At 65.6% G+C, this 16,329-nt stretch carries 12 protein-coding genes; 7 read left to right on the top strand and 5 right to left on the bottom strand.

Annotated features, from left to right (window positions below; genetic code table 11):
* Positions 1-35: 35 nt before the first annotated feature.
* Both dld and F3N42_RS13565 read right to left on the bottom strand, forming a co-directional pair.
* Positions 36-1,772 carry a D-lactate dehydrogenase gene (gene dld / locus F3N42_RS13570; protein WP_224784939.1) on the bottom strand — a complete coding sequence of 579 codons (1,737 nt, stop codon included), beginning with the start codon at positions 1,770-1,772 and terminating at the stop codon, positions 36-38.
* Positions 1,773-1,774: 2 nt separating this feature from the next.
* Positions 1,775-2,413 (bottom strand): DsbA family oxidoreductase, encoded by a 639-nt coding sequence (locus F3N42_RS13565; RefSeq protein WP_150865027.1) that lies wholly within the window; start codon positions 2,411-2,413, stop codon positions 1,775-1,777.
* A gap of 116 nt (positions 2,414-2,529) precedes the next feature.
* On the opposite strand from F3N42_RS13565, the gene F3N42_RS13560 reads away from it, so the two are divergent.
* On the top strand, positions 2,530-4,077 hold the full coding sequence (locus tag F3N42_RS13560) for an AbgT family transporter (RefSeq protein ID WP_150865026.1): 1,548 nt from the start codon (positions 2,530-2,532) through the stop codon (positions 4,075-4,077).
* Positions 4,078-4,087: 10 nt separating this feature from the next.
* Here F3N42_RS13560 and F3N42_RS13555 read toward each other — a convergent pair whose 3' ends face one another.
* Positions 4,088-4,450, bottom strand: a complete 363-nt coding sequence (locus F3N42_RS13555) for a DOPA 4,5-dioxygenase family protein (RefSeq protein WP_150865025.1) — start codon at positions 4,448-4,450, stop codon at positions 4,088-4,090.
* Positions 4,450-4,863 (bottom strand): DoxX family protein, encoded by a 414-nt coding sequence (locus F3N42_RS13550; RefSeq protein WP_150865024.1) that lies wholly within the window; start codon positions 4,861-4,863, stop codon positions 4,450-4,452. Before F3N42_RS13550 ends, F3N42_RS13555 begins: the two co-directional genes overlap by 1 nt.
* 114 nt (positions 4,864-4,977) lie before the next feature.
* On the opposite strand from F3N42_RS13550, the gene F3N42_RS13545 reads away from it, so the two are divergent.
* The 3 genes from F3N42_RS13545 to F3N42_RS13535 all read left to right on the top strand — a co-directional run bounded on the left by F3N42_RS13545 (position 4,978) and on the right by F3N42_RS13535 (position 9,882).
* The gene (locus tag F3N42_RS13545; protein ID WP_150865023.1) at positions 4,978-5,835 is read left to right on the top strand and encodes a LysR family transcriptional regulator; all 858 of its coding nucleotides are present in this window, start codon (positions 4,978-4,980) and stop codon (positions 5,833-5,835) included.
* A 45-nt stretch (positions 5,836-5,880) separates the two neighbouring features.
* Complete coding sequence (locus F3N42_RS13540) at positions 5,881-7,458, top strand: SulP family inorganic anion transporter (protein WP_150865022.1); 1,578 nt, start codon at positions 5,881-5,883, stop codon at positions 7,456-7,458.
* Positions 7,459-7,524: 66 nt separating this feature from the next.
* Positions 7,525-9,882: a tetratricopeptide repeat protein gene (locus F3N42_RS13535; RefSeq protein WP_150865021.1), complete on the top strand. Its 2,358-nt coding sequence runs from the start codon at positions 7,525-7,527 to the stop codon at positions 9,880-9,882.
* Between the two features lie 15 nt (positions 9,883-9,897).
* Here F3N42_RS13535 and F3N42_RS13530 read toward each other — a convergent pair whose 3' ends face one another.
* Complete coding sequence (locus tag F3N42_RS13530) at positions 9,898-10,410, bottom strand: DUF4124 domain-containing protein (RefSeq protein ID WP_191621432.1); 513 nt, start codon at positions 10,408-10,410, stop codon at positions 9,898-9,900.
* 109 nt (positions 10,411-10,519) lie between these two features.
* Here F3N42_RS13530 and F3N42_RS13525 point away from each other — a divergent pair, with 109 nt between their 5' ends.
* From F3N42_RS13525 to F3N42_RS13515, 3 genes are all read left to right on the top strand, one after another.
* Positions 10,520-11,131, top strand: coding sequence for a YceH family protein (locus F3N42_RS13525; RefSeq protein ID WP_150865019.1), 612 nt, complete (start codon positions 10,520-10,522; stop codon positions 11,129-11,131).
* 164 nt (positions 11,132-11,295) lie between these two features.
* On the top strand, positions 11,296-13,290 hold the full coding sequence (locus tag F3N42_RS13520; RefSeq protein ID WP_150865018.1) for a metallophosphoesterase family protein: 1,995 nt from the start codon (positions 11,296-11,298) through the stop codon (positions 13,288-13,290).
* A 126-nt stretch (positions 13,291-13,416) separates the two neighbouring features.
* Positions 13,417-16,287, top strand: coding sequence for a S8 family serine peptidase (locus F3N42_RS13515; RefSeq protein ID WP_191621431.1), 2,871 nt, complete (start codon positions 13,417-13,419; stop codon positions 16,285-16,287).
* Positions 16,288-16,329 lie beyond the last annotated feature (42 nt).

Here is a 16,329-nt window from a genome sequence, read left to right as displayed (position 1 = left end):
TTCTCTTCGGTGGAGTAGCGGGATCAAAGCATAGCCTAGCGGCAGCCACAGCCGCCGACACCGGCGGCCGGGTACTTGCCGGTTTTGCCGATGCCCGGGTTGAAGGTGTTGGTGGGGTCCAGTTCGGCGAAAAAGGCTTTCTGCGCCTGGGCCGCCTCGTAAACATGGCCGACATTGTGCTCGGCCGGGTAGCGCGCGCCGCGTGCATCGAGCACCGCCAGCATGGCTTTTTTGACCGCGACGGGGTCGGCGCCGGGCTCGAGTATGTAGTCCTGGTGAAACACGTGACACAGGAAATGGCCGTAGTACAGCCGGTGCATGATCTGCCGGCTGATCTCCGGTGGCAGTTTTTCCTGCCAGTCCATCTCGTTACGCGGCAACGCGATGTCCAGGGCCAGCAGCTCGCCCACCTTGCCCTGGTTGACGCGCTGGTAGCGGATGGCGGCGCCGGCGGATACAAACCGGTGCAGCATGGCGCGGGCCGCCTCGCGGTCATCGCATTCGAAGATGGCGCCTTCGTTTTCGCCCTGCTCAAAGAAACGGGTGAGCCAGGCCCGGCCCGCATCAATGTTGTCGTCGGCCAGTTTCAGCACCAGGTGGTGCTCGTAGCGATCCCGGAAATCCCGCATGCGCCTGGGCAAATGGTTCGGCAGGCAGCGCCCGAACCCCTGCATGACGCGGTCGCTCAGGTGCCGGGGCAGCCAGCGGCGCTTGGCCAGCCAGGCATCGACGCGCCCCTTGGCGCGGAAAAACTTCGGCAGGCGCGCGGTGCCCAGCTTTTCGATCACGTAGAAGTCATCCTTGCCGTAACGCGCGGCCAGGTCGAACATGTCGCGGTGCAGGTACTCGCCCAGCACCGGCGGCTCCGGCAGCTCGGTAAGCAGGCCCCGCCGCAGCCGCGCGAAGGCGGCTGCATCGTTACTGCCCAGGTAAAAGGTCTTGACCCGGCCCGGCACGGCGAAGGTATCGAGCCGCACCGCGAATACCGCCACCTTTCCAGCGCAGCCGCTGGCCTCGAACAGGCGCCGCGGGTCGGCGTTGAAGCGCGACGCGGTCCCGGCGTCAACATCGCACAGCCGCTTCACGTACTCACGATCCGAAGCCATACGCGCGCGGGCGGGATCCTCCGGATGTGGCAATTCGCCGACCGCCCCGAACTCACCTCGCTCCAGGTTCGCCAGCATGGTCTCCGGGTCATCACCCAGCTCGATGCCGGTGTGATTGACCAGCACCAGCCGGCCGTTTTCATCGACCCGCGCGAACAGCGCCAGCTCGGTGTAGGCCGGACCACGATGACACAACGCGCCACCCGAATTGTTGGCAATGCCGCCGACGATGGACGCGCCGATGCATGACGAGCCGATCTCCGAATGCGGCGCCCGGCCCAGCGGCTGCAGCAGGCCCTGCAGCCGGTGCAGCGTGGCACCGGGCAGCGCCACCACCTGGCGGCCCTGGTCGACCAGGTGAATGCCGTCCAGTGCCAGCGTGTTGATGACCACCACCGGGCGGCCGTAGTCGTCGCCGCTGGGTGTTGAACCCTCGGTCAGCCCGGTATTCGCGGCCTGCAGGATGATGGCCGCGCCGGCGTCCACGCAGCATTGCAGCGCGCGCCAGAGCCCGACCAGGCTTTGCGGAAACACCACCGCCGCGGCCGCGCCCTCGCCGGACCGGAAGCCCTTGCGGAAGTGCTCGGTGCGGCCGCTGTCCGTCGCGACATGGGCCCGGCCCACCGCGTCGCGCAGGGCCGCGATCAACTGCGATTCATCAGCCACCGTCACAGCATGGCCCGGATGTTGGCCTCCAGCACGTCGTAGCTCACGTTGCCGGTCAGCCGCTGGCGGTCCTCGTTCAGGGTCATGGTGGGGCTGATGCGGATGTTCATGGCGCGGGTCTCGGCCAGGTCCGCGCTGAACGCGGCCTGGGCACGGCCATCGCGCATCCGCTCAAGCAACGGCGCCACGGCCACCCCGGCGGTCTCGGTCACTTCGGTGATCACCCCGTGATCGGCAATGTTCCGCGCCTCGGCGAAGAAGGCCTTGCGCAGCGCCCAGGCCAGCTTCGCCGTGGCGCCTGCGGGCAAGGCGTCGTCCGCCTCCGCCAGCCGCGCCGCACACAGCCACTGGTGACCCGGCGCGGATGAGGCTGGCGTGTTCTCCACCCACACACCTTCGTGCACCGGCAGGTCGGTCAATTCGTCGACCAGGCCCGTCACAAAGCGGTTGTAGCCGGCCAGGCCGCCCTTCCTGCCCCAGTGCTCATCGACCTTGTCGAGCGCGGCACCGTAGACGGGAACGTAATGAAAACCCAGGTCGATGGCGTCGCCAAACGTGTCCTGGAGCTGGTCCACCCGGGGCTGGGTCACGTAGGCCCAGACGCAGAGCAGGTCGGAGTAATGGGAGATGGGAAGAGACATGGCACTATTCTAGTGCCTGCGACCGCCCGGTTGAACGCCAGGCAGCCAACTGCTTTACTGTGGCGATTCCGGCGCCGCTGCCCGGCGCCCGCCGAACACCAAGAGGACATCCCGAAATGACCCAGGCCACTGATACCCCCAACAACGCACCCGGCGGCTTCCTCGGCGCCGTCGAGCGCATCGGCAACCGCATCCCGGACCCGGCGATGCTGTTTATCGCCCTGCTGTTTATCGTCTGGGTGCTGTCGTGGCTGCTGTCCTACGTGTCGTTCAGCGTGATTGATCCGCGCACGGGCGAGGCGCTGGTGGTGCACAACCAGCTGGCCGGTTCGTCGATGACCACGTTTTTCTCAAAGATGGTCACCAATTTTTCCGGGTTCGCGCCGGTCGGCACGGTGCTGGTGGCCATGCTGGGCATCGGCGTGGCGGAGTCATCCGGCTTTATTAACGCCGGGCTGAAGGCGATGCTGGGGGTGACCCCAAGGGTACTTCTGACGCCGATGGTCGTGTTCGTCGGCATCCTTAGCCACTCGGCCATCGACGCCGGCTACGTGCTGGTCATCCCGTTAGGTGGATTGATTTTCTATGCCGCGGGGCGGCATCCGCTGGCGGGTATTGCCGCGGCGTTCGCGGGCGTGTCGGGCGGCTTCTCGGCCAACCCGGCGCCATCGGCGCTGGACCCGATGCTGGCCTCGCTGACCCAGGTGGGCGCCGGCATCCTCGACGCCGACATCATTACCAACCCGCTGAACAACTACTACTTCACCGCGGTCTCCTCGCTACTGATCGTGGCGCTGGCCTGGTACATCACGGACCGGGTGATCGAGCCGCGACTGCAACGTACCGTCGTCGATGGCGACCTGGACGACCTGCCGAAGATGGACCACCTGGGCGCGGCCGAGCGCAAGGGCCTGGCCGCGGCCATGGGCGTGATGGTGCTGGGCCTGGTCGTGCTGTTCCTGACCGCGCTGCCCGAGGGCTCAGCGTGGCGCGATGCCACCGGCTCACTCACCAACTTCACCTCGCCGCTGATGCAGTCCATCGTCACGCTGATTTTCCTGCTGTTCCTGCTGCCCGGCATCGTCTTCGGGCTGGTGGCGGGCACGATCACGTCGTCCAAGGACATGATCCGTGGCATGACAAAGTCGATGGAGTCCATGGGCTACTACCTGGTCATCATGTTCTTCATCGCCCAGTTCGTGTACGCGTTTAACGTCTCAAACCTGGGTGCGCTGATGGCGCTGGAGGGCGCGCAGGCGCTGAAGGCGATGGCCCTGCCGTGGTACATCACCATTATCGGCATCGTGCTGCTGACCGGTTTCGTCAACATCTTCGTCGGCTCGGCCAGCGGCAAGTGGGGCCTGCTGGCGCCGATTTTCGTACCGATGCTGATGACGCTGGGCATCTCGCCCGACCTGACCCAGGCCGCTTACCGCGTGGGTGACTCCAGCACCAACATCATCACGCCGCTGATGCCGTACTTCCCACTGGTGGTCATTTACTGCCAGCGCTACGTGAAGGGCACCGGCATTGGCACCCTGGCGGCGATGATGCTGCCGTTCTCGATCACCTTCCTGGTGGCCTGGACGACCTTCCTTCTGCTGTACACCTTCACCGGCTGGCCACTGGGCGTGGCCGCCAGCTACACCTACCCCGCCGGCTGATCGCCTATAGTCAAACCTGCGCCCGGGTCGCCGGGCGCAGGACCGATAGATCCAGCGGGTGCGGCTGCCCCAGCCAGCGCACGCCGTGGGTGTGGTCACGGTAGTCATCACCCGTATCTTCGTGAACCAACACGTCCAGCCCCTGGCGGTGATGCTCCAGCCAGTCCGTCACCCTTGCGAGCGCCTCGGCGGGCACGATCACCTGGAACATGCCGACCGGGTGCGGCCCAATGGGGCGGTTGTGAATCCGCCCCATCGGCAGCCCGAACCGGCCACTCATTTCCGCATGCAGCCGGGTCGCAAGCTGCAGCTCCGACGGCTCGAAGTAGATGTGCGCGTGGTAGCACTCCACGCCGGGACGAGGGCCCAGCATCAGCCTGCCGCCAGCGCCGGTGAGCGCTTGCGACCCAGCGCCAGCGCGCCGGGCCCGGTCAGCACCAGGACGAAACTGGTGACCGCCAGGAACAGCGGATACTCCCAGCCGCCGCCTTCATTGGTGAACAACCAGCCGGCGCCGGAATGCACCCAGGTGGCGCCCAGAGACACCACGGTCAGCACGGCCGCGGCTTCGCGCACACGCCAGCCCAGGATCAGCGCCACACCGCCGATGATTTCGGCTGCCATGGTGGCATAGGCGGCAAAGCCCGGCAGGCCGAGCGACTGGAAAAAGCCCACGGTGCCCGGGACGGTGAACACCATCACCTTCAGGTAGGCGCTGTGGGCCAGGAAAATAACGCCCAGTGCAATCCGCAGGACGGTGGGACCATAATCTTCATAACGGTTCATATCGTGTCTCCTCGATTCAGTGTTACGACAACGTGGAGCCATCATCCCAGTTGCGATGACGCATGGAAATCATCAATACTGGCAATATTCTCTTGCACATTTGCAATATCGCCCATGAACTGGAACGACCTGGAACTGTTCCTGGCCATTGCCGAGGCCGGCACACTGGCCGGTGCCGCCCGCAGCCTGCGGGTCAATCACTCCACGGTGTTCCGGCGCCTGAACACGCTGGAAGCCGACCTCGACACGCGCCTGTTCGATCGCCAGCCGGAAGGCTATGCACTCACGCCCGCCGGCGAAAAGATGCTGGCGCCGGCGCGGCAGGCCCAGGCCGCCGTCCAGTCCATCGAGCTGGACATCGCCGGCCAGGACCTGCAGGCCACAGGCACGGTACGCCTGACCACGGCGCCGAACATTGCCCGGACACTGGTCCCGCCGGCAGTGCGCGCGTTGCGGGACAGTCACCCGGGCATCCGCCTGGAAGTGCTGGTCGGCGACACCGACTACGACCTGGGCCGCCGCCAGGCCGATATCGCCCTGCGCGCCACCACCCGCCCGCCGGAGCAACAGGTTGGGCGCCGGCTCGTGGACCTGGCCTGGTGGGTGTGCCGCCCGGCCATCCTGGGTGACGAACCACCCGTCGGCCTGGATGAGCTGTCCGGCCGCCCGATGATCGGCGCCGATCACTCGATGATGCGACTGGACGCCTTCCAGTGGCTCGAAGCCCACCACGCCAGCGACATCGTCACGCGGGCCAACGACCTCACCACCATGGGCGCGCTGGCCCGGGCCGGCGTGGGCTATGCCCTGCTACCGGCAGACCAGGCCGAGCCGGGCCTTGACCGCCTGTTCACCCTGCCGGGCATCGAGGGCCAATTGTGGCTGCTTACTCACCCCGACCTGCGACGGGTTCGCCGCATCGACGCGGTCTGGAACGCGCTGGTCGAAACCACCCGCACTGGTTTAGGGTAGAATCCGCGCCCTTTGCCCGCCGCCCCGGACCAACCAGGCCAGACCATGATCTTCAAACTGTTCGAAAAGAAAAACGGCAACTGGAAAGACGACACCCTCTCCGGGCTGACCGTCGCCCTGGCGCTGGTACCCGAGGCCATCGCGTTCTCGTTCATCGCCGGCGTGGACCCCATCATCGGCCTGTGGTCAGCGGTGTTCCTGGGGCTGGTGACATCGGGCTTTGGCGGCCGTCCGGGCATGATCTCCGGCGCCACCGGCGCCATCGCCGTGGTCGTGGCCAAGGCCGTTGATATCGGCAACCAGCGCGGCGCGGAACTGGGCATCGACGACCTGGGCCTGCAATACATGTTCGCCACGGTGATGATTGCCGGCCTGATCCAGGGCGTGGTGGGCGCGCTGAAGCTGGGCCGTTTCATTCGCCTGGTGCCCCACCCGGTCATGATGGGCTTTGTGAACGGCCTGGCCATCCTGATCCTGCTGGCGCAGTTCGAGGTCTTCCAGTCGCCCGACGGCCACTGGCTGCCAGGCAACCAGTTATGGGTGATGGGCGGCCTGGCGCTGGCCACCATGGCCATCATCGAGTTCTTCCCGCGCCTGACCAAGGCCGTGCCGTCCATCCTGGTGGCCATCCTGGGTATCGGCCTGCTCAGTTATTTCGGCGTGGTCGATACCAAGACCGTGTCCGACGTGCTGCTCGAAGGCACCGGCAGCGCCGAACTGAAGGGCAGTTTCCCGCCACTGGTATGGCCGGGCGACATCGTCTGGAACCTGGAAACGACGCTGCTGATCGGTGGTATCGCGGTGACTGTTGCCATGGTCGGCCTGATCGAATCGCTGATGACGCTGCAACTGATCGATGACATGACCGACACCCGCGGCCAGGGCAACCGCGAGTGTTTCGCGCAGGGCGGCGCCAACGTGCTGTCCGGGCTGTTTGGCGGCATGGGCGGCTGCGCGATGATCGGCCAGAGCCTGATCAACATCAAATCCGGTGGCCGCGGTCGCACATCCGGCATCGTTGCCGCGCTGGCGCTGACCTTTTTTATCATGGTCGGCGGCCCGGTGATCGGTGAAATCCCGATGGCGGCCCTGGCCGGCGTGATGTTCATGGTGGTCATCGGCACCTTCGAGTGGGCCTCATTCCAGACCTTTGGCAAGGTGCCGAAAATCGACGTGCTGGTCATTATCGTGGTCACGCTGGTCACGGTGCTGCTGCACAACCTGGCACTGGCAGTGCTGGTCGGCGTGATCATGTCGGCGCTGTCGTTCGCCTGGGAGAGCGCGCAACACGTGCGCATGAATCCGCACGACGAGCCCGATGGCACGCGTATCTATCGCCTTCAGGGCGTGCTGTATTTCGGATCCGTGCGCGAGTTTTCCGAGCGCATGTCGCCAGCAACCGACCCGGATAACGTGATCATCGACTTCAAGGAAGCGCGCGTGGCGGACTACTCCAGCCTGGAAGCGCTGAACGCCATCACCGAGCGCTACCGCAACGCCGGCAAGACATTGCACCTTCGCCACCTGAGCCCCGAATGCCGGCAGATGATCCGCGCCGCCGGCAACCTGGTGGATATCGAGGTGGCCGAGGACGACCCGCACTATCACGTCGTGAACATGTAAGCCGGGCGCAGCAATCAACTAAACGGCGACAGAAGATGTCTATAATCCCAGCCCATGGTTGATTTCATGAAAGAACTGCGCGAGCGACGCGTACTGCCCACCATTGGTGTCTATGTCGCTGGCTGCTGGGTCGCGATCGAGATTCTCGACCGCCTGACCGACCGCTATGAACTGCCCCCTTACGTACCGGACCTGGTGTTCTGGGGCCTGTTCAGCCTGGTGCCCAGCGTCGCCCTGGTAGCCTGGTCCTACGGACGCCCCGGCAAGGACACCGCGACCCGGGCCCAGAAGATCGGTGTGCCGATCAACCTGGTCGCGACCGCGGGCCTGCTCCTGGGCATCCTGGGAAGCAACCTTGGAACGGAACCCGCCGCGAACACCGCCACCACGGCAGAGGCGCAGGCCGTGGAAGCGACCGACGTGGCAGAGGCACCCGCCGGCCCGGCCCGCCAGCGGCTGGCCGTGTTCTTTTTTGAGAACGAATCGGGTGACCCGGCATTGGACTGGCTGCAATACACCGCCACCGAGTTGCTGACCCAGGACCTGCAGCAGGACACGACGCTGTCGACCAGTTCGCCCTATACCTCGCAGCGTGGCGGCATGTACGGCCGCCTTCAGGCCGCCGGGTTCGAGGACGGCCTGGGCGCGCCGGCCTCACTGCTGCGACAGATCGCTCGGGACGCCAACCGCCAGTATTTCACCACCGGGTCCATCGAGGCGTCGGATGATGGGTTCTCCCTGACCACCCGGTTGTGGGAGACCACCAGCATGAAGCGTGTCGACGAGTTCACCCAGACCGGCTGGGATATCCTGCCGATGATGGACCAGGCCTCGATCCGTATTCGCGAAGTCCTGGACGCACCCAGCCTCCAGGTCAGCGACCAGGAAGACCTGCCGCTGGCCGAAACCTATGGCGAGTCCGAAGACGCCTTGCGCGCTTACATGCATGGCCTGAATGCGCGCCTGCTGGACAACGACATCACCTCGGCCATTGGCCATTTCGACCAGGCGCTGGCCATCGACCCTAACTTTGTCCTGGCCCTGCTCTACAAGGGCTACTACCTGACCGAAACCGGCAATATGCCCGCCGCAGCCGCGGCCTTTACCCAGGCGCAACCGCTGGACTACCGCCTGCCCGCGAACGACCGGGCCATTCTCACCAGCATGGTCTACCGGACCAACGGCGAGAGTGAAAAACTCTTCGAGTTCCTGCGCCTGCAGGTGCAACTGCGCGACGAGGCCTTCTGGCATGCGCAGCTGGCCACCCTGCTGATGGTGGACGGCGACACTGAGCAGGCCCGCCAGCACTTCCAGGCCGCGCTCGCCAGGGACCCGCTCAACGTTGGCCTGCTGCTGGTGCTCTCGGATATCGAGCGCTCACTCGGCAACCTGGATGGTGCGCTCGAGTACGCGCGGCGGTACCAGGAAGAACGCCCGGACGAGATGGACGCCCACATCAAGCTGGGCGACCTGCTCAGGGACACCGGGCAGCTCGACCAGGCCCGTGCCGAGTACCAGAAGGCCCAGTTGCTGGAGAACCGTTCCGTCGCACCCTTGCTGGCTTTGCAGATCATCGCCGACCGCAATGGCGACTATGCGCGCTCGCGGCAGCTACTCGAGGAAGCCATGCGCATCGCCAGCACTTCGGGTGAAAAATACTCGGTACACATGGCGGCCCATTACCTGGAGGCGCGGCTGGGACGCATTGACGCGGCCATCGAGCAGCTTCGCGCCGCGGAGCCCTACCTGGCCGAATCCCAGCCCCCTTTTGTCGTCGCGCTGTCGATCCATTCGACGCTGCTGGACCTGGCCCTGCGACGGGATGATATTGAGATGGCCAGGGCCGTGGTCGCCGAGGCCCGGGCGATGCTTCCGGCGCCGCCGATGAGTGGGTTCCTGGAGCCGCTGACACTGCTGGTCACGGCCTACGAGGGCGATTTTGACGCCGCCCGTGGACACCTTGATACCTTCGAGTCCACGCTGAAACAGCTGAAATACAACGCCATGAACTTCCAGCTGCCCCTGCTGGCCGGCGAGATTGCGTATTTCGAGGAAGACTACGCATCCGCCGCAACGTTACTGCAGTCTGCGGTTGACCAGATCGGTGAGTCGTTCGTAGCCGGCCAGATCAATGCCTATGCATTACCGATCCTGATGGCTCACGTTGCCACGGCACAGATGATGGCAGACCAGTTGGAAAGCGCCCAGCTGACGCTGGACCAGGGGCTGGCTCTCGATCCCTCGTCACCCTACCTCTGGCTCGCGCAGGCCAGCCTGGAAGCCCGCAAGGGTGACCCAGATCGCGCGCGCGAACTGGCGGGGCAGGTTATGCAGGCATGGAGCGACGCCGACCCGAACCTGGCCGGACTGGAAAAAGCCAGGACCCTGGCAGAAGATGGCCAGGCGGCCACCGCCGGGCAATAACCCGGCGCGGCCACGCTAGTTGCCGCGCGGCCTCAGCACGCTACCCCCACTGTCCGGTCCACCCGGGTTGCCATTACCCGGGCGCCCTGGCCGTCCCGGACGCCCGGGCCGATCCGGGTGATCGGGACGATGATGCGGCGGGCGCGGCCGGTTGGGCCGGTCATTCCCATAGTCCGGCCAGAGCGGCGGGTACAGCGTCGGCTCATCCACCGGCACCGGCACATAGATGGGCTGGCGCACCCGGGTGGCGTCCAGGCGCTGTTGCTCGGCGCGCGCATCGGCCCTGTCGGCCTTCTTCTTCGCCAGGTACTCGCGCGTCTCCGCGTCCGGGCCCACGGATATACCGGATGAATCCGGCCTAACCTTTACCGTCGCCGCCTGGTCGCCGCAGGGCGTGTCCGAAAACACCGGCCCATCCGCCGTATCACAACGGTAAATCTGCGCGTGCACGGGAGCGGACGCGAGCATCAGCAGCGCCAGCACGAATCCGGCCCGCGAAAGACGAAGCATGTTTTTTCGATCATTCATGGCTGTTACCAGTATAGGCGCTGTCGCTGAACCTGGCGTGAATCCCCAACCATCCCGGCGTGACTGCGATCGCCTATACTTTGCTCCCCTCAACATCGGTTAACCCGCCATGCAGGAACTCACCCCCATCCAGGTTCGCGTGCTCGGTTGCATGCTGGAAAAGGAAAAGACCACGCCCGACCAGTACCCGCTGACGCTCAACAGCCTGCGCAGTGCCTGTAACCAGAAGACCTCGCGCAGCCCGGTCACCGACTACACCGAGGGCGAGATTGGCCACGCCCTGCGCGAACTGGAAGCCCTGCGCCTGGTCCGCGAGGAATGGGGTGCGCGCACACCCAAGTACAGCCAACGCCTGGGCGAGGCCCTGTGTGTCTACTCCAAGGGCATGGCACTGCTGGCCACGCTGATGCTGCGTGGGCCGCAGACCCTGGGTGAGCTGAAAACGCACAGCCACCGCATGTTCGATTTCGACGACCTGGATGACGTGCAGTTCGCGCTGCAGAAACTGATCGAAGCTGACCCGCCCCTGGTCATGGCCTTCGAACGCCAGCCTGGCCAGAAGGAAGGCCGCTATGCTCACCTGCTGGCCGGTGAGCCCGAGGCGCCGCCAGTGACGGCCCGGGCATCCGCACCGGCATCTGCGGCACTCGAGGCCCGGGTCAAGGCGCTGGAAGACACCGTCATCGAACTGCAATCACGCCTGGACGCCCTCGAGGGCTGACCCCCCCCTGCTCCGTGGCGGCTTCGCGCCGCCCACCCGCCCTGTCGGCACCTACTCCTGTGCCGGCCGCGCTCACCGAACTGTCACACCGGCGACCCGCCGGTGTCATGACAGGCTGTTGCAATACGGCTCCTCATTCCACCCCTGTCTCCCGAGGAGGAGCCATGCATTCCCGTAAACCCATTCACACCACCCTGGCCCGCGCCGCGCTGACGCTGGCGGTCAGCGCCATTCTCGCCATCCCCGCCGCCGTTGCAGCGCCCAAGCACGACAAGGGCAACACCGGCAAGAAGGGCGGCAAGCCCAGTGCCGACACCGGCGCCTTCACCATCGGCCTGCTGCCCGACACCCAGGGCGGATCGACCCCGGACGGCCAGGCCCACGTGGCCATGCACCCCATGGCCGAAGTGCTGGCGCACCAGGACGAGGCCGGCGTCGACCTGGTCATCGCGCTGGGCGACCTGACCGACAACGGCTCCACCATCGAGTTCATGGAATGGCGTTCCGTGGCCGACGCCTACGCGGACAAGGGCATCGAGTTCCTGCCGGTGATGGGCAACCACGAGACCAGCTACGCGTACACCGCGGAGTGGATCGAGAACATGAAGGACTTCATCCCGGCCGACGCCGTGCACATGCCGGGCTACGAATGGGTGAACTACTACGTCATTCGCAACAACGTGCTGGTCATCGGCCTGGCTTACTACAACCTGCCGATCGCCTTTCCGTGGATCCAGGACGTGGTGCTTGAGAACCGTGACCAGGTCGACCACGTGGTGGTCGCCAGCCACGATGGCCTGATCGGCGCCAAGTACGGCCAGACCCGCGAGCAGATTGTCGATGGCACCAAGGACGACGACTGGGTGTACTCGGTACAGCCGCAGATCCGCGAGTATTTCTCCGATCACGACGTCATCTACGTGCAGGGCCACGAGCACATGTACCAGCGCTCGCTGGTGTCGGCCAAGACCACGCTGACCACGTATCCCTCCGGCCACACGCCGCAGGGCGGCAACTACCGCATGGACATGTACACGCAGATCATGGCCGGTAACGCCTCCTACAAGGGTTACGAGTTCCGCTACGGCGAGCGCGACCTGGTGCAGATGATCGTGTCGCAGAAGAACGCCACCATGAGCGGCGGTTCTTCGCACTTCGACGTCAACTCCGGCCTGCTGACCTTCGACGGCGACCGCGTGGACTACCAGTCCTGGTACGCCAACCACACCGCCCTGGGCAACGGCCCCGAGCACGCCTTCAGCGCCGACTGGAAACTGGGTGACCGCTTCAGCCGCAGCACCAACCGCTGCGAGACCGTCGTTTACCCGATCTCGGTGCCGGAGGGCACGCGCCCGGTGCTGGTGCTGACGCCCGAGTACAAGACCGCCGAGTGCGTCGCCGACGACGGCAGCCGCGTACAGCTGGTAGGTGGTGTGAACCGCACCTTCAACCGCACCGATTCGCGCACCCGCGACATGAGCTACACCCCCGGCCTGACCCGCGCGGAAACGCTCAACGACCTGGTGCGCCTGGCCTACCAGTGGCTGTTCCAGTACCACCAGGCCTGGTCGCCGAACCTGAACGGCCCGGCCCGCGCGTTACCGGACGAAGGCAACGACGAGCTGATCTTCCCGGAAACCACGATGGACCTGAAGGAGCACGTGACCCTGAGCTGGCTACCGGCTACGCGTGACACCGTGTCCGATATCGTCATCGTCAGCGGCACGCAGAACCAGACCGGCATGTACCAGGGTGACTACGGTGAGCCGAAGGACATCGAGTCCGATGCCGGCCTGGCGCTTTCCAACCCGGATGGCAGCGCCAAGGCACCGGTGACCCTGCCGGACTACGCCAGCGCCGACTGGGACCTGGGCACCGCGCTGTCCGACCCGTACGCCGTGCAGTTGACCGGTGGCTCATTCAAGGGCAACACCCGTGGACTGGGCCTGGCGCTGCGCGCCGGCGACACCTGGGTCGCGGCCACGGAAGCCGGTTGTGAAGTGAACGCGGCCTGGGACGAGTCGTTCCTGGTCACGCCGCCGACATTGCCGGCCGGCTGCCCCGGTTACCCGCTGGTGGGCTTTGACGCCGAGCACGGCAACCGCTGGTGGATCGTGTTGCAGGAAGACGCCGAACTGGCACTCGCCCGCATCTACTGATCACGGCCGGGCCAGCCTGACTGCGCCGCGACCGGCTACCCGGTCGCGGCATTTTTTTTGTCCCCTTTTCGTGGCGAACGGCGATTACCCGTTTGCAACCACTGCATGACTCGGGGAGGAGACACCATGTCAGCATCACGAATCAAGCGCGCCCTGCTGGGCCTGGCCCTGCTTCTGGGCACAACCCTGTATGCCGGGCTCACACTGGCAAGCGAAGAGCGCGATGACGAGTTCTATGACCAGCTTCGGGACAGTCTTTACGAGGATGACTGGACCGGCAACCATTGTGGCCGGCTGGACGCGTTTCACACCTACATCGGTGGCCTGTACCTGAAACTGGCCCTGATTGACCGCCAGGTTGACCGCAAGGAGGCCGACCTGGCCGCAACGGCCAAGCCATCGGTACAGCGCGCGATCGCACGGCAGCTTGAACGCCTGGCCGCGGACCGGGCGGATATGCTCGCCCTGATCCAGGTGACCCATGAAGACGCCGCCGCCACGTCACTGGCCGTTGACGGCGAGGCCTGCGACGCGCCCAACCTCTACTTTGTAGGCTCTGCCGTATCACCATTCCTGGATCAGTTGCCGGGCAGCTATGGCCCCGCGCCACGTCCACTGGCGGCGCTCAGTGACGCCCAGGGCCGTATCGCACACTTCTTCTCCACCGAAATCGTGGTCGAGCGCCCCATGGCGGCCGACATCGCTTCGAGATGGAACGGCGTGATCATGGCGGAACTGCCCGCCGTGTTACCGGGCGAACCGGAACTCGCGCTGGTCCTGGTCGATACCTCGCTCGCCGACCCGGCGGAATTTCCTGACTTCGAGGCGCAACTGACGGACACGCGGGGTGCGGTGATCCAGGTGTCCAGTGAACAGGGCCTGGCGCTGCTGACCATCGCCGCCGCCGAGGCTGCCGCGGGCCACATGATCGGTATCAACTGGATTGGCCGGCCCGGCGGCTACGAGGACGGCTACCTGGCCGAATCACCCACTGGACCCAACGGCTGGACCGACCTGCCCGGCGGCGCATGGAGCAACAACCCATACAACTGGAACCATATGCGCGCCGGCTCGGACCTGGGCCTGGGCGTGGTGGAGGCGTGGACCCTGCTCGACGAGGCCGGCAAGCTGGACAACAAGATAGGCATCGGCATCCTCGACGGCGGCTTCTACCCGGGAATCAACGATGATTTCCCGGTGGGTTTCCGCAGCCTGAGCGTGGTTGGTGCGACCGCGGCACTCAACACCAGTGGACTTGACCCGGCTTCACCGGACCACGGCACACCGGTGCTCAACACGGCGGCCTCGGCAGCGGACAACGGCCGTGGCGTGGTCGGTACGGGCAGCCCGGTGGCCGACACCATCGCCGTGTTTACCGGCTACGACCTGTTCCATACCGTGTCCGCGCTCGACCAGGGCCGGATCGCGGGCGCCCGTATTGCCAACATGTCCTACGGCGGCTGGATTCCGATGGGGCTGGAATGGTCAATGGCGCCATTCGAAATTGCTTTCCTGGCCCTGTACGACGCGGGCATGGTCCTGGTCGCCGCGGCCGGTAACGATGCCGACAACAACGACAACCAGGCCTGCATCGGCGACCTGTGCTGGGAAACCGGGGTGAACTGGCCCTGCGAACTGTCCCGCACCTACTGCGTGGGCGGGCTCCAGACCCGGGCCTGCTTCGATCCCGACCCGGATGAGAACGGCTGGTGCGGCGGTGCGGCGTCGCTGACACCACGCCAACGCGCGCCCGGATCCAACATTGGACGGGTGTCCGACGACGACACCGACATCGGCTCGCCCGGTGACCCCACGGTCGACATCTTTGCGCCTTATCGCGTGGTGGTCGGCCCCAGGCCTGGCAATCCTTCGGGCGTGCATGTCATCCAGGGCACCAGTTTCGCGTCACCCTATGTCGCCGGTGTCGCCGCGCTGGTCTGGGCCACAAACCCGTCCCTGGGGCCCGGTGACGTGCTCGCTTCCCTGCACTACCGCGGGGACATCCCCCGGGATGCAGAGGGCGTTCGCGACCCCGAGGTCAAGCTGATCATCGACCCGCTGGAATCGGTCTCGTCCAGGCTGGACCAGGTGTGCCCCTGCGTATCGATCAAGTACCCCGTGGACGGCGCAAGTTACAACGAGGGCCAGGCCATCGTCCCGAGAGCCACCCAGTACCGCGCCGGCGCCAACCTGGTCAGCGCCGACTGGACCATTCATATCGGTGACAGTTCCGGGCCGGTACAGGCGACGCGCAGCGGCATGACCGCGCCGTCCATCCCGGTCACTGGCGACGGCACGCATACCTACCGGCTGGTGGCCCGTTTTGACAACGGCGACATCGTCACCGACACGGTGGCCGTGAGCTATGGCAACTCACCGCCGTCGGTCGAACTGCTCTCACCGCTGGCCGGCGCGACGCTGACCGACAACGAAATCGTTCGATTGCGCGCCAGGGCCATGGACCTGGGTTACCCGGGCGGCATGCCGGACGACATGGTCCGCTGGTACCTGGATGACAACCCCACCCCCATCGCCATGGGCGACGACACCAGCGTCTCATTTGCCGGTGTCGACCTGGGTTTCCACACCTTGAGGGTGGTGGCCGACGATGGATACGCCAGCGACAGTGATTTCATCGGCTTCACGCTGGTGGCCGGGGGAGATAACGCCCCGCCCAGCATCGAGATCATCTCACCGGTCGATGGCGAGGTGATCTATGGCACGGCCGTTGGCATTGAGTGGGTGACCACGGTCGACTTCCAGGCGGTCGCCACCGACCCGGACCCGGCCGACATCCTGCAGGTCGACTGGTTCATGGCCGAAGCCGGCGGGTCACTGCAGTACGTGGGCTCCGGTCACCAGATCCTCAATGTGGAACTGCGCGTGGATAGCTGCTTCGGCAGCACATTCACGGTAACCGCTATCGTGTCGGACGGCGTAAACCCGAACCGCTCCGATACGGTGCTGGTGACGCTTCGCGGCACCGAGATCTGCTAGAACGGAAAGGGGGGAGCAGCCCGGCCCGCAACCGCGGGCCGG

It is taken from the genome of Marinihelvus fidelis (assembly GCF_008725655.1).
In the GTDB taxonomy this organism is placed as follows: Bacteria; Pseudomonadota; Gammaproteobacteria; order Xanthomonadales; family SZUA-36; genus Marinihelvus; species Marinihelvus fidelis.
The sequence above is the reverse complement of the archived record's forward strand: the minus strand, read 5'-3'. Positions and strand labels throughout refer to the sequence as shown.